The 19,604-nt window shown below is 66.1% G+C and carries 11 protein-coding genes, 1 tRNA gene and 3 rRNA genes; 12 read left to right on the top strand and 3 right to left on the bottom strand.

Annotated features, from left to right (window positions below; genetic code table 11):
• Positions 1-244 precede the first annotated feature (244 nt).
• Genes EDD90_RS16040 through EDD90_RS16025 form a run of 4 tightly spaced genes read left to right on the top strand, consistent with a single transcriptional unit; the run spans position 245 to position 5,095 of the window.
• Entirely contained in the window at positions 245-2,467 is a 2,223-nt protein-coding gene (locus tag EDD90_RS16040; protein ID WP_123973667.1) for a polyribonucleotide nucleotidyltransferase, read from the top strand.
• Positions 2,464-3,843: a pitrilysin family protein gene (locus EDD90_RS16035; RefSeq protein ID WP_123973666.1), complete on the top strand. Its 1,380-nt coding sequence runs from the start codon at positions 2,464-2,466 to the stop codon at positions 3,841-3,843. The genes EDD90_RS16040 and EDD90_RS16035 overlap by 4 nt, the downstream gene beginning before the upstream one ends.
• Before the next feature lie 26 nt (positions 3,844-3,869).
• Positions 3,870-4,622, top strand: coding sequence for a 4-hydroxy-tetrahydrodipicolinate reductase (gene dapB, locus EDD90_RS16030; protein ID WP_123973665.1), 753 nt, complete (start codon positions 3,870-3,872; stop codon positions 4,620-4,622).
• Between the two features lie 20 nt (positions 4,623-4,642).
• Positions 4,643-5,095 (top strand): tetratricopeptide repeat protein, encoded by a 453-nt coding sequence (locus EDD90_RS16025; protein WP_123973664.1) that lies wholly within the window; start codon positions 4,643-4,645, stop codon positions 5,093-5,095.
• Between the two features lie 124 nt (positions 5,096-5,219).
• Here EDD90_RS16025 and EDD90_RS16020 read toward each other — a convergent pair whose 3' ends face one another.
• Entirely contained in the window at positions 5,220-5,774 is a 555-nt protein-coding gene (locus EDD90_RS16020; protein ID WP_123973663.1) for a hypothetical protein, read from the bottom strand.
• 90 nt (positions 5,775-5,864) lie between these two features.
• On the bottom strand, positions 5,865-6,125 hold the full coding sequence (locus EDD90_RS16015; RefSeq protein WP_123973662.1) for a hypothetical protein: 261 nt from the start codon (positions 6,123-6,125) through the stop codon (positions 5,865-5,867).
• Positions 6,126-6,413: 288 nt separating this feature from the next.
• Here EDD90_RS16015 and thyX point away from each other — a divergent pair, with 288 nt between their 5' ends.
• The 8 genes from thyX (at position 6,414) to EDD90_RS15970 (ending at position 16,663) form a co-directional block, all read left to right on the top strand.
• Complete coding sequence (thyX, locus tag EDD90_RS16010) at positions 6,414-7,154, top strand: FAD-dependent thymidylate synthase (protein WP_123973661.1); 741 nt, start codon at positions 6,414-6,416, stop codon at positions 7,152-7,154.
• 211 nt (positions 7,155-7,365) lie between these two features.
• On the top strand, positions 7,366-8,265 hold the full coding sequence (dapA, locus tag EDD90_RS16005; protein ID WP_123973660.1) for a 4-hydroxy-tetrahydrodipicolinate synthase: 900 nt from the start codon (positions 7,366-7,368) through the stop codon (positions 8,263-8,265).
• 160 nt (positions 8,266-8,425) lie between these two features.
• Entirely contained in the window at positions 8,426-10,111 is a 1,686-nt protein-coding gene (locus EDD90_RS16000) for a ribonuclease J (protein ID WP_123973659.1), read from the top strand.
• A 486-nt stretch (positions 10,112-10,597) separates the two neighbouring features.
• Positions 10,598-12,121 (top strand): 16S ribosomal RNA (locus tag EDD90_RS15990).
• Between the two features lie 306 nt (positions 12,122-12,427).
• Positions 12,428-15,531: ribosomal RNA gene (locus EDD90_RS15985) — 23S ribosomal RNA — on the top strand.
• A 91-nt stretch (positions 15,532-15,622) separates the two neighbouring features.
• A 5S ribosomal RNA gene (rrf, locus tag EDD90_RS15980) occupies positions 15,623-15,739 on the top strand.
• The 16S, 23S and 5S rRNA genes sit together here, the layout of an rRNA operon.
• 113 nt (positions 15,740-15,852) lie before the next feature.
• Positions 15,853-16,515, top strand: coding sequence for a DegT/DnrJ/EryC1/StrS family aminotransferase (locus EDD90_RS15975; RefSeq protein ID WP_123981300.1), 663 nt, complete (start codon positions 15,853-15,855; stop codon positions 16,513-16,515).
• Between the two features lie 75 nt (positions 16,516-16,590).
• Positions 16,591-16,663, top strand: a tRNA-Thr gene (locus EDD90_RS15970).
• A 71-nt stretch (positions 16,664-16,734) separates the two neighbouring features.
• On the opposite strand, the gene EDD90_RS15965 is transcribed toward EDD90_RS15970, so the two are convergent.
• Positions 16,735-19,491: a SpoIIE family protein phosphatase gene (locus EDD90_RS15965; protein ID WP_123973658.1), complete on the bottom strand. Its 2,757-nt coding sequence runs from the start codon at positions 19,489-19,491 to the stop codon at positions 16,735-16,737.
• Positions 19,492-19,604 lie beyond the last annotated feature (113 nt).

The raw sequence follows: 19,604 nt of genomic DNA, 5'->3' as shown, positions 1-19,604 counted from the left end.
GAAACGTGCGGAGTGTCACTCACGCTTTGTAGTGTGGTAGCACAACGCAGTACGGATGACACAGCACGACAACGAACAAGGAGAAGCGCACCCAAGCCGCCGCCGGTCCTCGGTAGTGGCCCCCGGGGGGAAGCGAGCCCCGGGTGCTTCGATCGAAGACCGGCCCGCACAGCACGGCGCGCTTCTCCGCAACCGTCCCCCTGCCACACGGGCAGTGAGGGACGAAGACGAGGAGAAAACGCTAGTGGAGAACGAGACCCACTACGCCGAGGCCGTCATCGACAACGGCGCCTTCGGCACCCGCACCATCCGCTTCGAGACGGGCCGCCTGGCCAAGCAGGCCGCCGGCTCCGCCGTGGCGTACCTGGACGACGACACCATGGTGCTGTCGGCCACCACCGCCTCCAAGAACCCCAAGGACCAGCTCGACTTCTTCCCCCTCACGGTGGACGTCGAGGAGCGGATGTACGCCGCCGGCAAGATCCCGGGTTCCTTCTTCCGCCGTGAGGGCCGGCCGAGCGAGGACGCGATCCTCACCTGCCGTCTGATCGACCGCCCGCTGCGCCCGTCCTTCAAGAAGGGCCTGCGCAACGAGATCCAGGTCGTCGCCACCATCATGGCGCTCAACCCCGACCACCTGTACGACGTCGTCGCGATCAACGCCGCGTCCGCGTCCACCCAGCTGGCCGGTCTGCCCTTCTCCGGCCCGATCGGCGGCGTCCGCGTCGCGCTGATCAACGGCCAGTGGGTCGCCTTCCCGACGCACTCCGAGCTCGAGGACGCCGTCTTCGACATGGTGGTCGCCGGTCGCGTCCTGGAGGACGGCGACGTCGCGATCATGATGGTCGAGGCCGAGGCCACCGAGAAGACCATCCAGCTGGTCAAGGGCGGCGCCGAGGCGCCGACCGAGGACGTCGTGGCCGCCGGTCTGGACGCCGCGAAGCCCTTCATCAAGGTCCTGTGCAAGGCCCAGGCCGACCTCGCCGCGAAGGCCGCCAAGCCGACCGGCGAGTTCCCGATCTTCCTCGACTACCAGGACGACGTCCTGGAGGCGCTGTCCGCCGCCGTCCGCCCGGAGCTCGCCTCCGCGCTGACCATCGCGGGCAAGCAGGAGCGCGAGGCCGAGCTGGACCGCGTCAAGGGTCTGGCCGCCGAGAAGCTGCTCCCGGAGTTCGAGGGCCGTGAGAAGGAGATCTCCGCCGCGTACCGCTCGCTCACCAAGCAGCTGGTCCGCGAGCGCGTGATCAAGGAGAAGAAGCGCATCGACGGCCGTGGCGTCACGGACATCCGTACGCTCGCCGCCGAGGTCGAGGCCATCCCGCGCGTGCACGGTTCGGCGCTGTTCGAGCGTGGCGAGACCCAGATCCTGGGCGTCACCACCCTCAACATGCTCCGGATGGAGCAGCAGCTGGACACCCTCTCCCCGGTGACCCGCAAGCGCTACATGCACAACTACAACTTCCCGCCGTACTCCACCGGCGAGACCGGCCGCGTCGGCTCCCCGAAGCGCCGCGAGATCGGCCACGGCGCCCTCGCCGAGCGCGCCCTGGTCCCGGTCCTGCCGACCCGCGAGGAGTTCCCCTACGCGATCCGCCAGGTGTCCGAGGCTCTCGGCTCCAACGGCTCGACGTCCATGGGCTCGGTCTGCGCCTCCACCATGTCGCTGCTGAACGCCGGTGTGCCGCTGAAGGCCCCGGTCGCCGGTATCGCCATGGGTCTGATCTCCCAGGAGATCGACGGCGAGACGCACTACGTCACCCTCACCGACATCCTCGGTGCGGAGGACGCCTTCGGCGACATGGACTTCAAGGTCGCCGGCACCAAGGAGTTCGTGACCGCCCTCCAGCTCGACACCAAGCTGGACGGCATCCCGGCCTCCGTCCTGGCCGCCGCCCTCAAGCAGGCCCGGGACGCCCGCCTCCACATCCTCGACGTGATGATGGAAGCGATCGACACCCCGGACGAGATGTCCCCCAACGCCCCGCGGATCATCACCGTCAAGATCCCCGTGGACAAGATCGGCGAGGTCATCGGCCCCAAGGGCAAGATGATCAACCAGATCCAGGAGGACACCGGCGCCGAGATCACCATCGAGGACGACGGCACCATCTACATCGGTGCCGCCGACGGCCCGTCCGCCGAGGCCGCCCGTACGACCATCAACGGCATCGCCAACCCGACGATGCCCGAGGTCGGCGAGCGCTACCTGGGCACGGTCGTGAAGACGACGACGTTCGGTGCCTTCGTCTCCCTCCTCCCCGGCAAGGACGGTCTGCTGCACATCTCGCAGATCCGCAAGCTGGCCGGCGGCAAGCGCGTGGAGAACGTCGAGGACGTCCTCGGTGTGGGCCAGAAGGTCCAGGTCGAGATCGCCGAGATCGACTCCCGCGGCAAGCTCTCCCTCATCCCCGTGATCGAGGGCGAGGAAGGTTCCGACGAGGACGCGAAGGACGACACCGACAAGTGACGTCGAGCAGCTCCACGGCGACGGCCCGCACCTCCTCGGAGGCGCGGGCCGTCGCCCGTACCCAAACCCTGATCAAGGGCGAGAACGGCATCGGCACGGTCCGTAAGACCACCCTCCCCGGCGGCCTTCGCATCGTCACCGAGACCCTGCCCTCGGTCCGCTCCGCGACCTTCGGTATCTGGGCCCACGTCGGCTCCCGCGACGAGACCCCCGCCCTGAACGGCGCCACCCACTACCTGGAGCACCTGCTCTTCAAGGGCACCACGCGCCGCTCCGCCCTGGACATCTCCTCCGCCATCGACGCGGTCGGCGGTGAGATGAACGCGTTCACGGCGAAGGAGTACACGTGCTACTACGCACGCGTGCTCGACACCGACCTGCCGCTCGCCATCGACGTCGTCTGCGACATGCTGACCGGCTCGCTCATCCTCGAGGACGACGTCAACGTCGAGCGGGGCGCGATCCTCGAAGAGATCGCCATGACCGAGGACGACCCCGGCGACTGTGTGCACGACCTGTTCGCGCACACCATGTTCGGCGACAACGCCCTCGGCCGCCCGGTCCTCGGCACCGTCGACACGGTCAACGCCCTCACCGCCGACCGCATCCGCCGCTTCTACAAGAAGCACTACGACCCCACCCACCTGGTGGTCGCCGCGGCCGGCAACATCGACCACATCAAGGTCGTACGACAGGTCCGCGCGGCCTTCGAGAAGGCCGGCGCCTTCAGGAACACCGCAGCCGCCCCCATCGCCCCGCGCGACGGCAGCCGTACGATCCGCACCGCCGGCCGCGTCGAACTCCTCGGCCGCAAGACCGAGCAGGCGCACGTCGTCCTCGGCATGCCCGGCCTCGCCCGCACCGACGACCGCCGCTGGGCGCTCGGCGTGCTCAACACCGCCCTCGGCGGCGGCATGTCCTCCCGGCTCTTCCAGGAGGTCCGCGAGAAGCGCGGCCTGGCCTACAGCGTGTACTCGTACACGTCCGGCTTCGCCGACTGCGGCCTGTTCGGCGTCTACGCCGGCTGCCGCCCCTCGCAGGTCCACGACGTGCTCAAGATCTGCCGGGACGAGCTCGACCAGGTGGCCGAGCAGGGCCTGCCGGACGACGAGATAGGGCGCGCCATCGGCCAGCTCCAGGGCTCCACGGTCCTCGGCCTGGAGGACACCGGCGCCCTGATGAACCGTATCGGCAAGAGCGAGCTGTGCTGGGGCGAGCAGATGTCCGTCGACGACATGCTGGCCCGGATAGCGGCGGTGACCCCGGACGAGGTCCGCTCGGTCGCCCGCGACATCCTGGGACAGCGCCCGTCGCTGTCGGTCATCGGCCCGCTCAAGGACAAACAGGCCGCACGCCTGCACGACGCCGTCGCCTGACACACCACCGGTAAGGAACGAAGAAGATGAGCAAGCTGCGCGTGGCGGTCCTCGGCGCCAAGGGCCGGATCGGCTCCGAGGCGGTCAAGGCGGTCGAGGCCGCCGAGGACATGGAGCTGGTCGCCGCCCTCGGCCGGGGCGACAAGCTGGAGGCGCTGGCCGAGTCCGGCGCCCAGGTCGCCGTCGAACTCACCACCCCCGCCTCGGTCATGGGCAACCTCGACTTCTGCGTGCGCCACGGCATCCACGCGGTCGTCGGCACGACGGGCTGGACCGACGAACGCCTCGCGCAGCTGAGGGGCTGGCTCGCCCAGTCCCCTGAGACAGGCGTGCTCATCGCCCCGAACTTCTCCATCGGCGCCGTGCTGACGATGAAGTTCGCGCAGATCGCCGCGCCCTACTTCGAGTCGGTGGAGGTCGTCGAGCTCCACCACCCGAACAAGGTGGACGCGCCGAGTGGCACGGCCACCCGCACGGCTCAGCTCATCGCCGAGGCCCGCCGCGCGGCCGGCACCGCCCCGGCCCCGGACGCCACGGTGACGGCCCTGGACGGCGCCCGGGGAGCCAGCGTCGACGGCATCCCGGTCCACGCGGTCCGCCTGCGCGGCCTCCTCGCCCACCAGGAGGTCCTGCTGGGCGGCGAGGGCGAGACCCTCACCGTCCGGCACGACTCCCTCCATCACAGCAGCTTCATGCCGGGCATCCTGCTCGGCGCCCGCCGCGTGGTCACCACTCCGGGCCTGACCTTCGGCCTGGAGAACTTCCTGGACCTCGGCTGAGCCCCGGAAGGCCCCTGCTCATGCGCGCGAAGATCTCCTACGCCATCACGGCCGCCGTCCTGCTCTTCTACTTCGTCCTGGTCGGCAGCCGGGGCGTGATGCTGATCCAGACCGGCACGCTCCTCACCGTCACCTTCGGGGTGGCGGTGCTGATCCTGCCGGTCATCGGCCTGTGGTTCCTGTGGAAGAACACCCAGTTCGTCCGCAAGGCCAACGCCCTCGCCGCCGCACTCGACGCCGAGGGCGGCCTGCCCGTGGACGAGCTGAAGCGCACGCCCGGCGGCCGGATCGACCGCGACTCCGCCGACGAGGTCTTCGCCAAGCGCAAGGCCGAGACGGAGGCCGCACCGGACGACTGGCGCAGCTGGTTCCGCCTCGCCGTCGCCTACCACGACGCCCGGGACACCCCACGCGCCCGCAAGGCGATGCAGCGCGCCATCGCCCTGCACGAGGGCAAGCCGATCGAGGCCTGAGCCGTACAGCCTGCATCAGCCCGTAAGCGGCTTGTACGTAGCATGTACGCGGTTGTACACAGCTTTGTACGACGAAGGGGCCGGCCCGCACACCGCGGACCGGCCCCTTCCCGCTCTGCGGGCGCTAACCGCGCCGGTACTCCGCCGCCCATGCCTCCACCGCGTCCGCCGCATGGTCGAAGGCGGACGAGCGGCCCACGAAGTCCATCGTGTGCGTGGTCAGCAGCGGTGCGGAGTCCTCCGGCGACCGGTCCTTGCGTACGAGCGTCAGCGCCTGCCCCTGCACCGTGCGCGGCAGCCCCAGCCAGCGCACCGGCTGCTGCGCCGTGCGCACCGAGGCGACCCGCTTCCAGGGCACGGTCCGCGTGTACACCAGACCCACCTGGCGCACTCCGCGCGCGCTCACCCACACGCCCATGCGCAGTATCCGCAACGCGCCGGCGATGATCAGCAACGCGATGCCGAGAACCACTCCGGCGGAGCCGAGCGAACCGGTCAGGGCGAGTGCGACCGCCGCGAACAGCACGAACGAGGCGAGCAGCAACCACAGGGCAGCCCCGCCCACACGCCACGGGCCGGGCCGGTAGGGGCGCCGCCAACGGTCCCGGTCGTCGTACGGCAGCGCGGTGTCGGGTGCCGCGTCGAAGGTGCGGTCGGCCGTCAGGAAGGGCAGGGGCACGGCTGGTCCTCACTCAATCCATGCATGGGCTGTGCCCGGTGAGGCTATCCGGCCATGTCCCCGCTCACCACTCATGGGGGTCCGGAAGAGTCAGTGCCCCTGAGAGGCCTGCGACTGCTGCGTCTCAGTGCTGGACGGCGTGGACAGCGCCGGCATGCCGAGGACCACCGACCCCACGAGTCCGGCCACGATGGTGAGCCCGAGCAGCCACCGCCCGGCTATCTGACTCACGGACGACCGCTGACGGGGCGGGGGAGCGACATTGCTGCGGAACCTGTCGCCTTCGGCGAGGAAGGCGAACGGCACGGGTTCGCTGGGGGCACCTCCCGGCGGTGGCTGGGGGATGAACATGGGCGGTGCTTCTCCTCTCGGGATCGCATCGGGACCGGATCGGGACCGCATCGGGACCGCATCGGGACCGCATCGGGACCGCATCGGGACCGCATCGGGACCGCATCGGCTCGAAGGAATGTCCGGCATCTACACAGACGCGCGGGTGCCCCGAAAGGTGCCCGGTTTCACCGAATTCACAGAATTTTGCCGCCGTATGCAGCGCCCCGGCACCGAACGCCCCGATGTCAGTGCCGGGCCGTAGAGTGGGCGCCGCCCGAGAGAAGTGATGGAAGGACCCTCCGAGCCGTGACCGACACCCCCGCCGGCGACCTCAAGCCCAGCTTCCGCAGCGAAGTGACCGTCGAGCTGGTCAAGCACAGCGCGGCCGACTCCGACGTGCTGTGGGCCGCCCGCGTCTCCACCGCCGGCGAGCAGTCCCTGGACGAGCTGAAGAAGGACCCCGAGCGCTCCAAGGGCCTGATCAACTATCTGATGCGGGACCGGCACGGCAGCCCCTTCGAGCACAACTCGATGACGTTCTTCATCAGCGCCCCGATCTTCGTCTTCCGCGAATTCATGCGCCACAGGGTGGGATGGTCTTACAACGAGGAGTCGGGCCGTTACCGGGAGCTTCAGCCGGTCTTCTACGTCCCCGACGAGTCCCGCAAGCTCGTCCAGGAGGGCCGCCCCGGCAAGTACGTCTTCGTCGAGGGCACGCAGGCCCAGCAGGAGCTCGTCGGCCGGGTGATGGAGGACTCCTACCGGCAGGCGTACGAGGCCTACCAGGAGATGCTCGCCGCCGGTGTCGCCCGTGAGGTGGCCCGTGCAGTGCTTCCCGTCGGCCTGTTCTCCTCGATGTACGCCACCTGCAACGCCCGGTCGCTGATGCACTTCCTCGGCCTGCGGACCCAGCACGAGCTGGCCAAGGTGCCGTCCTTCCCGCAGCGGGAGATCGAGATGGTCGGCGAGAAGATGGAAGCGGAGTGGGCCAAGCTCATGCCGCTCACCTATGCCGCGTTCAACGCCAACGGTCGTGTCGCCCCGTAACCCGGCCATTTTGACGTGCTCGGCACAGATGTACGGATCAGCCTCGCGAAGTGTCCGTATTGCGGCATTTAGAGAAGTTCATCTAGCCTGATCAAACGGACCCGGCACTGCTTGAACCCCCGAGCAGGCAGTGCCGGGCTCCGCATTTGTCCGGACTTTCCCCGTACCCCAAGGGCAGACCGCGCCGTGAGCACCGAGTAGCGTGTAACCCATGGCTCCGACCTCCACTCCGCAGACCCCCTTCGGGCGGGTCCTCACCGCCATGGTCACGCCCTTCACGGCGGACGGCGCGCTCGACCTCGACGGCGCGCAGCGGCTTGCCACCCACCTGGTGGACGCAGGCAACGACGGCCTGATCATCAACGGGACCACCGGCGAGTCCCCCACCACCAGCGACGCGGAGAAATCGGACCTCGTACGAGCCGTACTGGAGGCGGTCGGCGACCGCGCCCACGTGGTGGCCGGCGTCGGCACCAACGACACCCACCACAGCATCGAGCTGGCCCGCCAGGCCGAGCGCGACGGCGCCCACGGCCTGCTGGTCGTCACGCCGTACTACAACAAGCCCCCGCAGGAGGGCCTGTACCGGCACTTCACGGCCGTCGCCGACGTCACCGAGCTGCCCGTCATGCTCTACGACATCCCCGGCCGCAGTGGCGTCCCGATCAGCACCGAGACGTTCGTCCGCCTGGCCGAGCACCCCAGGATCGTCGCCAACAAGGACGCCAAGGGCGACCTCGGCCGCGCGAGCTGGGCCATCGCCCAGTCCGGCCTCGCCTGGTACTCCGGCGACGACATGCTCAACCTGCCGCTGCTCTCCGTGGGCGCCGTCGGCTTCGTCTCCGTAGTCGGCCACGTGGTCACCCCGGACCTCAGGGCCCTCGTCGAGGCCTTCACCTCCGGTGACGTCCAGAAGGCGACGGAGATCCACCAGAAGCTGCTCCCGGTCTACACCGGCATGTTCCGCACCCAGGGCGTCATGACGACCAAGGCCGCGCTCGCCCTCCAGGGCCTGCCCGCCGGGCCGCTGCGCGCCCCCATGGTCGAATGTTCGGCCGAGGAGATCTCCCAGCTCAAGATCGATCTTGCTGCTGGCGGGGTACAGCTCTGACAACAGACTTCGCGCGGCTGTCCGCGCAGCAAGGCTTCACAACTGAATAAGCGGGACCACCGGTGTGCCCGCACCCCACACAACGACAACTGCTTATGCACGAACGTCACGCACGCCACGTGCCCGACCGGTACGTGGCGTGCGTGGTGAGGAGAGTCTTTTGAGTCATCCGCATCCTGAACTCGGCGCGCCTCCGCAGCTCCCCGAAGGCGCCCTGCGCGTCACCCCGCTCGGCGGGCTCGGCGAGATCGGCCGAAACATGACCGTCTTCGAGTACGGCGGCCGCTTGCTGATCGTCGACTGCGGAGTGCTCTTCCCCGAGGAGGAGCAGCCCGGAATCGACCTGATCCTGCCGGATTTCTCGTCCATCCGGGACCGCCTCGACGACATCGAGGGCATCGTCCTGACCCATGGCCACGAGGACCACATCGGCGGTGTCCCCTTCCTGCTCCGTGAGAAGCCGGACATCCCGCTGATCGGCTCCAAGCTGACCCTCGCGCTCATCGAGGCCAAGCTCCAGGAGCACCGCATCCGCCCCTACACCCTGGAAGTGGCGGAGGGCCGGCGCGAGCGCATCGGCCCCTTCGACTGCGAGTTCATCGCCGTCAACCACTCCATCCCCGACGCCCTGGCGGTCGCGATCCGCACCCCCGCGGGCATGGCGGTCCACACCGGCGACTTCAAGATGGACCAGCTCCCGCTGGACAACCGCCTCACGGATCTACACGCGTTCGCCCGGCTCAGCGAAGAAGGCATCGACCTCCTCCTCGCCGACTCCACGAACGCCGAGGTCCCGGGCTTCGTCCCGCCCGAGCGCGACATCTCCAACGTCCTGCGCCAGGTCTTCGCCGGCGCCCGCAAGCGGATCATCGTGGCGAGCTTCGCCAGCCACGTCCACCGCATCCAGCAGATCCTGGACGCGGCCCATGAGTACGGCCGCCGGGTCGCCTTCGTCGGCCGCTCGATGGTCCGCAACATGGGCATCGCCCGGGACCTCGGCTATCTGAAGGTCCCGCCGGGCCTGGTCGTGGACGTGAAGACGCTCGACGACCTCCCGGACAGCGACGTGGTCCTGGTCTGCACGGGCTCCCAGGGCGAGCCGATGGCGGCCCTGTCCCGGATGGCCAACCGCGACCACCAGATCCGGATCGTCGAGGGGGACACGGTCATCCTGGCCTCGTCCCTCATCCCCGGAAACGAGAACGCGGTCTACCGCGTCATCAACGGCCTGACCCGCTGGGGCGCCAACGTCGTCCACAAGGGCAACGCCAAGGTGCACGTCTCCGGCCACGCCTCCGCCGGCGAGCTGTTGTACTTCTACAACATCTGCCGGCCGAAGAACCTGATGCCGGTCCACGGCGAATGGCGGCACCTGCGCGCCAACGCCGAACTGGGCGCGCTCACCGGCGTCCCGCACGACCGCATCGTCATCGCCGAGGACGGTGTCGTCGTCGACCTCGTCGCGGGCAAGGCGAAGATCTCCGGCAAGGTCCAGGCGGGTTACGTGTACGTCGACGGCCTCTCGGTCGGCGACGTGGGCGAGCCGGCCCTCAAGGACCGGAAGATCCTCGGCGACGAGGGCATCATCTCGGTCTTCGTGGTCGTCGATTCGTCGACCGGCAAGATCACGGGTGGACCCCATGTCCAGGCGCGCGGCTCCGGCATCGACGACTCGGCGTTCGCGGACGTCCTCCCGAAGATCTCGGAAGTCCTCGAACGCTCGGCCCAGGACGGCGTGGTGGAACCCCACCAGCTGCAGCAACTCATCCGGCGGACCCTCGGCAAGTGGGTCTCGGACACGTATCGCCGCAGGCCGATGATCCTCCCGGTCGTCGTGGAGGTCTGACCCGCGCACGCGTGAACCCGGAGCGGGGCTCCTCGATTTGCATCGAGGAGCCCCGCTCCAGTAGGTTTACGGCTCTGCCCGACCGGGAACCCCAGTGCTTCATGCACCGGATCCAGGTGCCCCGGACCGGGTGGAAATTCCGACTCAGAACTTCTGATAAAGTCGGAACCGCCGGAAAGGGAAACGCGAAAGCGAGAACCTGGAAAGCACCGAGGAAATCGGATCGGAAAAAGATCTGATAGAGTCGGAAACAGCGAAGGGAAGCCCGGAGGAAAGCCCGAGAGGGTGAGTACAAAGGAAGCGACCGTTCCTTGAGAACTCGACAGCGTGCCAAAAATCAACGCCAGATATGTTGATGCCCCGTCCGTCGGAACATTCCGATGGTCGAGGTTCCTTTGAAAAAACACAGCGAGGACGCTGTGAACGGTCGGATCATTCCTCCGACTGTTCCGCTCTCGTGTGTGTGCACCGGATTACCGGTAAACATTCACGGAGAGTTTGATCCTGGCTCAGGACGAACGCTGGCGGCGTGCTTAACACATGCAAGTCGAACGATGAACCACTTCGGTGGGGATTAGTGGCGAACGGGTGAGTAACACGTGGGCAATCTGCCCTTCACTCTGGGACAAGCCCTGGAAACGGGGTCTAATACCGGATAACACTTTCACGGGCATCTGTGAGGGTTAAAAGCTCCGGCGGTGAAGGATGAGCCCGCGGCCTATCAGCTTGTTGGTGAGGTAATGGCTCACCAAGGCGACGACGGGTAGCCGGCCTGAGAGGGCGACCGGCCACACTGGGACTGAGACACGGCCCAGACTCCTACGGGAGGCAGCAGTGGGGAATATTGCACAATGGGCGAAAGCCTGATGCAGCGACGCCGCGTGAGGGATGACGGCCTTCGGGTTGTAAACCTCTTTCAGCAGGGAAGAAGCGAGAGTGACGGTACCTGCAGAAGAAGCGCCGGCTAACTACGTGCCAGCAGCCGCGGTAATACGTAGGGCGCAAGCGTTGTCCGGAATTATTGGGCGTAAAGAGCTCGTAGGCGGCTTGTCACGTCGATTGTGAAAGCCCGAGGCTTAACCTCGGGTCTGCAGTCGATACGGGCTAGCTAGAGTGTGGTAGGGGAGATCGGAATTCCTGGTGTAGCGGTGAAATGCGCAGATATCAGGAGGAACACCGGTGGCGAAGGCGGATCTCTGGGCCATTACTGACGCTGAGGAGCGAAAGCGTGGGGAGCGAACAGGATTAGATACCCTGGTAGTCCACGCCGTAAACGGTGGGAACTAGGTGTTGGCGACATTCCACGTCGTCGGTGCCGCAGCTAACGCATTAAGTTCCCCGCCTGGGGAGTACGGCCGCAAGGCTAAAACTCAAAGGAATTGACGGGGGCCCGCACAAGCGGCGGAGCATGTGGCTTAATTCGACGCAACGCGAAGAACCTTACCAAGGCTTGACATACACCGGAAACGTCTGGAGACAGGCGCCCCCTTGTGGTCGGTGTACAGGTGGTGCATGGCTGTCGTCAGCTCGTGTCGTGAGATGTTGGGTTAAGTCCCGCAACGAGCGCAACCCTTGTTCTGTGTTGCCAGCATGCCCTTCGGGGTGATGGGGACTCACAGGAGACCGCCGGGGTCAACTCGGAGGAAGGTGGGGACGACGTCAAGTCATCATGCCCCTTATGTCTTGGGCTGCACACGTGCTACAATGGCCGGTACAATGAGCTGCGATACCGTGAGGTGGAGCGAATCTCAAAAAGCCGGTCTCAGTTCGGATTGGGGTCTGCAACTCGACCCCATGAAGTCGGAGTCGCTAGTAATCGCAGATCAGCATTGCTGCGGTGAATACGTTCCCGGGCCTTGTACACACCGCCCGTCACGTCACGAAAGTCGGTAACACCCGAAGCCGGTGGCCCAACCCTTGTGGAGGGAGCTGTCGAAGGTGGGACTGGCGATTGGGACGAAGTCGTAACAAGGTAGCCGTACCGGAAGGTGCGGCTGGATCACCTCCTTTCTAAGGAGCACTTCTTACCGGTTTCGGCCGGTCAGGGGCCAGTACATCGGCGAATGTCCGGTGCTGGTTGCTCATGGGTGGAACGTTGATTATTCGGTCTGGATTCTCGGGTCGGAGGCTGCAAGTACTGCTCTTCGGAGCGTGGAACGCATGATCTTCGGGCGGGGTTCGGCCGGGCACGCTGTTGGGTGTCTGAGGGAATGATCTTCCTTCAGTCGCCGGCCCCAGTGAACTCCAGGCTCTGGCTTGGGGGTGATGGGTGGCTGGTCGTTGTTTGAGAACTGCACAGTGGACGCGAGCATCTGTGGCCAAGTTTTTAAGGGCGCACGGTGGATGCCTTGGCACCAGGAACCGATGAAGGACGTGGGAGGCCGCGATAGTCCCCGGGGAGTCGTCAACCAGGCTTTGATCCGGGGGTTTCCGAATGGGGAAACCCGGCAGTCGTCATGGGCTGTCACCCACTGCTGAACACATAGGCAGTGTGGAGGGAACGAGGGGAAGTGAAACATCTCAGTACCCTCAGGAAGAGAAAACAACCGTGATTCCGGGAGTAGTGGCGAGCGAAACCGGATGAGGCCAAACCGTATGCGTGTGAGACCCGGCAGGGGTTGCGTATACGGGGTTGTGGGATCTCTCTTTCACGGTCTGCCGGCCGTGAGACGAGTCAGAAACCGTTGATGTAGGCGAAGGACATGCGAAAGGTCCGGCGTAGAGGGTAAGACCCCCGTAGCTGAAACATCAGCGGCTCGTTTGAGAGACACCCAAGTAGCACGGGGCCCGAGAAATCCCGTGTGAATCTGGCGGGACCACCCGCTAAGCCTAAATATTCCCTGGTGACCGATAGCGGATAGTACCGTGAGGGAATGGTGAAAAGTACCCCGGGAGGGGAGTGAAATAGTACCTGAAACCGTGTGCCTACAAGCCGTGGGAGCACTTCGGTGTGACTGCGTGCCTTTTGAAGAATGAGCCTGCGAGTTTGCGGTGTGTTGCGAGGTTAACCCGTGTGGGGTAGCCGTAGCGAAAGCGAGTCCGAATAGGGCGTATGAGTAGCACGCTCAAGACCCGAAGCGGAGTGATCTAGCCATGGGCAGGTTGAAGCGGAGGTAAGACTTCGTGGAGGACCGAACCCACCAGGGTTGAAAACCTGGGGGATGACCTGTGGTTAGGGGTGAAAGGCCAATCAAACTCCGTGATAGCTGGTTCTCCCCGAAATGCATTTAGGTGCAGCGTCGTGTGTTTCTTGCCGGAGGTAGAGCACTGGATAGGCGATGGGCCCTACCGGGTTACTGACCTTAGCCAAACTCCGAATGCCGGTAAGTGAGAGCACGGCAGTGAGACTGTGGGGGATAAGCTCCATGGTCGAGAGGGAAACAGCCCAGAGCATCGACTAAGGCCCCTAAGCGTACGCTAAGTGGGAAAGGATGTGGAGTCGCAGAGACAACCAGGAGGTTGGCTTAGAAGCAGCCACCCTTGAAAGAGTGCGTAATAGCTCACTGGTCTAGTGATTCCGCGCCGACAATGTAGCGGGGCTCAAGCGTACCGCCGAAGTCGTGTCATTGCAGCATATAGCCCCAACGGGTGCTGTGATGGGTAGGGGAGCGTCGTCTGCCGGGTGAAGCAGCACCGGAAGGTAGTTGTGGACGGTTGACGAGTGAGAATGCAGGCATGAGTAGCGATTCACACGTGAGAAACGTGTGCGCCGATTGACTAAGGGTTCCTGGGTCAAGCTGATCTGCCCAGGGTAAGTCGGGACCTAAGGCGAGGCCGACAGGCGTAGTCGATGGATAACCGGTTGATATTCCGGTACCCGCTGTGAAGCGTCAAACATCGAACCAGGCGATGCTAAGTCCGTGAAGCCGTTCCGGACCCTTCGGGGAAAGGAAAGTGGTGGAGCCGACGGACCAGACTTGTAGTAGGTGAGTGATGGGGTGACGCAGGAAGGTAGTCCATCCCGGGCGGTGGTTGTCCCGGGGTAAGGGTGTAGGACGCTGTCTAGGCAAATCCGGACAGCACATAGTCTGAGACCTGATGCCGAGCCGATTGTGGTGAAGTGGATGATCCTATGCTGTCGAGAAAAGCCTCTAGCGAGTTTCATGGCGGCCCGTACCCTAAACCGACTCAGGTGGTCAGGTAGAGAATACCGAGGCGTTCGGGTGAACTATGGTTAAGGAACTCGGCAAAATGCCCCCGTAACTTCGGGAGAAGGGGGGCCACACCTGGTGAGAACACTTGCTGTTCGAGCTGGGGGTGGCCGCAGAGACCAGCGAGAAGCGACTGTTTACTAAAAACACAGGTCCGTGCGAAGCCGTAAGGCGATGTATACGGACTGACGCCTGCCCGGTGCTGGAACGTTAAGGGGACCGGTTAGCTCTGATTCGTCGGGGCGAAGCTGAGAACTTAAGCGCCAGTAAACGGCGGTGGTAACTATAACCATCCTAAGGTAGCGAAATTCCTTGTCGGGTAAGTTCCGACCTGCACGAATGGCGTAACGACTTCTCGACTGTCTCAACCATAGGCCCGGTGAAATTGCACTACGAGTAAAGATGCTCGTTTCGCGCAGCAGGACGGAAAGACCCCGGGACCTTTACTACAGTTTGATATTGGTGTTCGGTTCGGCTTGTGTAGGATAGCTGGGAGACTTTGAAACTCGGACGCCAGTTCGGGTGGAGTCGTCGTTGAAATACCAGTCTGGTCGTGCTGGATGTCTAACCTGGGTCCGTGATCCGGATCAGGGACAGTGTCTGATGGGTAGTTTAACTGGGGCGGTTGCCTCCTAAAGAGTAACGGAGGCGCCCAAAGGTTCCCTCAGCCTGGTTGGCAATCAGGTGTTGAGTGTAAGTGCACAAGGGAGCTTGACTGTGAGACCGACGGGTCGAGCAGGGACGAAAGTCGGGACTAGTGATCCGGCGGTGGCTTGTGGAAGCGCCGTCGCTCAACGGATAAAAGGTACCCCGGGGATAACAGGCTGATCTTCCCCAAGAGTCCATATCGACGGGATGGTTTGGCACCTCGATGTCGGCTCGTCGCATCCTGGGGCTGGAGTCGGTCCCAAGGGTTGGGCTGTTCGCCCATTAAAGCGGTACGCGAGCTGGGTTTAGAACGTCGTGAGACAGTTCGGTCCCTATCCGCTGTGCGCGTAGGAGTCTTGAGAAGGGCTGTCCCTAGTACGAGAGGACCGGGACGGACGAACCTCTGGTGTGCCAGTTGTTCTGCCAAGGGCATGGCTGGTTGGCTACGTTCGGGAGGGATAACCGCTGAAAGCATCTAAGCGGGAAGCCTGCTTCGAGATGAGGACTCCCACCTCTATAAGAGGGTAAGGCTCCCAGTAGACGACTGGGTTGATAGGCCGGATCTGGAAGCCAGGTAACTGGTGGAGGTGACCGGTACTAATAGGCCGAGGGCTTGTCCTCAGTTGCTCGCGTCCACTGTGTTGGTTCTGAAACCACGAACAGCCCCATGCCAGGGTCACGGCATGGTGCGGCATTCACAGTTTCATAGTGTTTCGGTGGTCATAGCGTGAGGGAAACGCCCGGTTACATTCCGAACCCGGAAGCTAAGCCTCACAGCGCCGATGGTACTGCAGGGGGGACCCTGTGGGAGAGTAGGACGCCGCCGAACAAATATTGAAAGGGTTGGATCTGGAACTTCGGTTCCGGGTCCAACCCTTTTTCTGTTTGCGTAACGTGTCGTTCACGTTCCGCGCCGAACATCCCAGCATGGGTACTGCTGCAATGCTCAGGGCTGCCGGTGTCGGAGTCGGTGACGAGGTCATCGTGCCGGCCTTCGGCAACGTCGAGGTCGCCGAGGCCGTGACACTGGCCGGTGCGCTTCCGGTGTTCGCCGACATAGATCCGCTGACCTACTGCCTCGACGTGACGGCGGTGGAGGCGGCCGTAACTCCCCGCTCAGCGGCGGTGGTTGTCGTACACCGATTCGGACGGTGGGCCGACGTACGGCGGTTGCGTGAACTGGGGCAGCGGCACGGACTGCTGGTGCTGGAGCAGGGCGAGTCCGAGGCGCCGTACGACGAGATAGCCCAGCGGCGGCAGCGGGCCGCCTACCTCGATGCGAAGCTGCGCGGTGTGCGGACGCCCGACGGCGGTGACGGGCACACCTTCCAGCAGTACGTGGTGCGGGTGCCGGGGAACGGCCGGCCCGACCGGGACGCCTTCGCCCGGGCTTTGCGGGGCAAAGGAGTTGACTGCCGGGTGCCGGTGAAGACGGCTGTGCACCGGCTGCCGGAATTCCGGCGCTGTGTCTCGCTGCCGGAGACCGAGCGGGCGGCCGACGAGACGCTGGCGCTGCCCGTGGACGCTTCCCTGACCAAGCGGGAGATGCAGCGGATCGTGTCCGCCTGCAACGCCCTCGGCGGACTGCTGCAGCCCGCCTTCTGAACGAGTTTGGGAACTCGGGTCTGTTCGGGGTATGATCTATTTCGTTGCCGAGGGGAAACCCCGAAAAGGCAACAGGCCCCTATAGCTCAGTCGGCAGAGCGTCTCCATGGTAAGGAGAAGGTCAACGGTTCGATTCCGTTTGGGGGCTCCGACAGGAAAAGTCCCGCCCGAAAGGGCGGGACTTTTTTGTGTCCTCCTCCGTCCCCGCCGTCCCCGCCCTCAGTCCTTCTGAAGGCCGGGGACCCGCATCGCCAGAATCGCCATGTCGTCCGACGGGGCGTCCGACGCGAAGCGTTCCACCGCGCGCATGATGCGTGCGGCCACCGCGCCCGCAGTCAGGCCCGTACAGGTCGTCAGAACGTCCGCGAGGCCGTCGTCGCCCAGCATGCGCGTGCCCTCCCGGCGTTCCGTCACACCGTCGGTGACGCACAGCAGGACATCGCCCGGGTCGAGGGTGACCGTCTGCTCGTACAGTTCCAGGTCCTCGATGACACCGAGGAGCGGCTGCGGCTCGGCCGCCGCCTCCACCGTGCCGTCCTGGCGCAGACGGAGCGGGAGCGGGTGGCCGGCGCAGACGACCTTCATCTCGGCGCTGCCGTCCTCCTGGGGGCGCATCTCGCCGTACAGGAGGGTCAGGAAGCGGCTGCGGGAGCCCTCGTCGAGGATGGCGGAGTTGAGGCGCTCCAGGACCGCCGGGCCGCTGAGGCCCTCCCGTGCGAGGAGCCGCAGGGCGTGCCGGGCGAGGCCGGTCACGGCGGCCGCGTTGGGGCCCGTACCGCAGACGTCGCCGATGGCGAAGCCGTACGCGCCGTCGGAGATGGGGAAGACGTCGTAGAAGTCGCCGCCGACCTCGTTGCCCTCGCCGGCCGCGCGGTAGATGACCTCGACCTCGACGCCCTCGATGTGCGGGGTGCCCGGGGGCAGCAGGCTGCGCTGGAGGGCCTGGCTGATGGCCGTGCGCTCCGAGTACAGGCGGGCGTTGTCCAGGGCCAGGGCGGCTCGGCGGGACAGGTCCTCGGCGAGTTCCAGGATCTCCTGGCGGAAGTGTTCGTCGGTGGGCTTGCCGAGGGTGAGCATGCCGATGACGCGGTTGCGGGCGACCAGGGGGAGGACGACCGTCTCGCCGCCGACGGCGGAGGCCGTGGCGAGGGTCGGGCCGATCCCGGAGGAGACCTGCCGGGTTGGGCCGCCGGTCAGGCCGAGGCTGCGCATGGAGCTGCGCAGGGCGGCCTGGTGGGCGTGCTCGCCGGGGGCCGTCCAGACACGGGCGCCGGGGGTGGGCACCGGGTCCGGCGGGGGCACCTTGGAGAGCAACGACTTGATGCCGTCGATGAGTTCCTCGTCCTCGTGCAGGACGTACGACAGGTACGGCTCGGAGGCCTGGTCGGCGATCGTGTAGACCGCGCACCAGGTGGCGAGGGTCGGGACCGTCATCTGGGCCATCAGGGCGAGGGTCTGGTCGCGGTCCAAGGTGCCGGCGAGCAGGTCGGAGGCCTCGACCAGGAAGCTGAGCGAGCCGCGGCGCAGCCGCTCCAGCTCGCCCAGGCGGGCCGACTCGACGGCCAGGGCGATGCGGTCGGCGGCGAACTGCAGGCGCAGCGCCTCCTCGTTGGAGTACCGGCCCGGGCCCTCCGCCGCGACGCCCAGGGAGCCCGTGAGACGGCCCTCGACCTTGAGCGGGACCGTGACGACCGAGCGCATGCCGGTGCCGGCCAGCAGCGGTACGGCGCCCGGTACGGCCGTCAGGTCCTCGTGGACGGCCGGCATACGGGCCGAGCCGTAGCGGCCGGGGCCGGCTTCGACGGGCACGCGCGCGAAGCGCTGCCTGGCGGAGGGCAGGCCGGTGGAGGCGCGGACCTCCAACTCGGTCTCGTCGTCGGTGGCGAGGAGCAGGAACGCGGAGTCGCCGTCGAGCATGTCCCGGGCGCGCTCCACCGTGCGCTGCAGGAGGCCGTCGAGGTCGTCCGGGGCCGGGGAGCCGATGAACACCTCGAAGGGGTCGGTGCTCTGGCCGTCGGAGCCGCCGCCGGTGTCGGACGCGGGGACGCGCAACGGGGTCTGGAGCACGGCCCGTTCGTGGTCCCGTACGAGGAGGCAGACCGTGGAGGGCTCGCCGCCGGTGTCACGGACTCTGAGATGCGAGGCGTAGACGGAGGTCACGCGGCCGTCGGCGCCGCGGATGCCGTAACTGCCCTCCCAGCGGGACAGTTGGAGGGCCTCCGCGATACCGGTGCCGGTGCCCGGGGTGTGCGGCCAGGCCGCGAGGTCGGTCAGGGGCTTGCCTGTGACGTCCGCGGAGGTGTGGCCGAAGAGTTCCTCGGCGTCCTCGTTCCAGGCCGTCACAGAGCCCTTGCGGTCGATCTGGACCACCGCGACGCGGACCCGGCCGTCGGCGAGGGGGAGCAGGTCGGCGGGGAGGGACGGTCCGGCCGCGCGCGTGCCGACCGGGCGTTCGGGGAGGTCGAGCTGGAACCAGACATTCTTGTGCGTGGGTGTGTACTCGACACCCCAGCGGGTGGCGAGGGCCGCGCAGAGCTGGAGTCCGCGGCCGCCCTCGCGGTCGGGGCTGCCCATGTTGACGGCGGATCCCTGCAGGGGGACCTCGCGTTCCGGGTAACGGTCGGCGACCTCGATGCGTACCCCGTCCTCCGTGCGCAGGCACAGGACGTCGGCGTGGGTGCCGGCGTGCACCACCGCGTTGGTCACCAGCTCGCTGGTGAGTACCACGGCGTCGTCGACGATGTCCGCGAAGCCCCAGCCCTGGAGCGTGTCCCGGACGAAGGACCGGGCGATCGCGACCGATCGCCCCACGGGCTCGAAGCTGGCGGCCGCACGCGCGGTGATCACAGAACTCCTAGTCCGGGTGTCGACATGCAGGCTTGCCTGGCCGGCCGGCTCGTGCCGCTGCTGCGGCATCAGCTCGCCCGTGGGCCGTGGCTCCGGGTTGTGTCCCCCGGGGATCACTCCGGTGGTCATGGTCTGCGGCCGCCCCTCCGAATGCCCGCTCGTTCTCGTGCCACCGCCCAGGCCGGACGGACCGGTGCGGCTGGACAGCCGCATGCAAGGTTACTTACCTTCGCCGTCCGAGC

The organism is Streptomyces sp. Ag109_O5-1 (assembly GCF_003814875.1).
Classification (GTDB): domain Bacteria; phylum Actinomycetota; class Actinomycetes; order Streptomycetales; family Streptomycetaceae; genus Streptomyces; species Streptomyces sasae.
Note: the sequence above shows the minus strand (reverse complement) of the source record. Positions and strands in the feature narration are given on the sequence as shown.

Excerpts from the sequence above, each read along its gene's own strand:
- EDD90_RS15965 (WP_123973658.1), bottom strand. The coding sequence starts at position 19,491 with ATGACCACCGGAGTGATCCCCGGGGGACACAACCCGGAGCCACGGCCC.
- EDD90_RS16015 (WP_123973662.1), bottom strand. The coding sequence starts at position 6,125 with ATGTTCATCCCCCAGCCACCGCCGGGAGGTGCCCCCAGCGAACCCGTG.
- dapA (WP_123973660.1), top strand. The coding sequence starts at position 7,366 with ATGGCTCCGACCTCCACTCCGCAGACCCCCTTCGGGCGGGTCCTCACC.
- EDD90_RS16025 (WP_123973664.1), top strand. The coding sequence starts at position 4,643 with ATGCGCGCGAAGATCTCCTACGCCATCACGGCCGCCGTCCTGCTCTTC.
- dapB (WP_123973665.1), top strand. The coding sequence starts at position 3,870 with ATGAGCAAGCTGCGCGTGGCGGTCCTCGGCGCCAAGGGCCGGATCGGC.
- EDD90_RS15975 (WP_123981300.1), top strand. The coding sequence starts at position 15,853 with ATGCTCAGGGCTGCCGGTGTCGGAGTCGGTGACGAGGTCATCGTGCCG.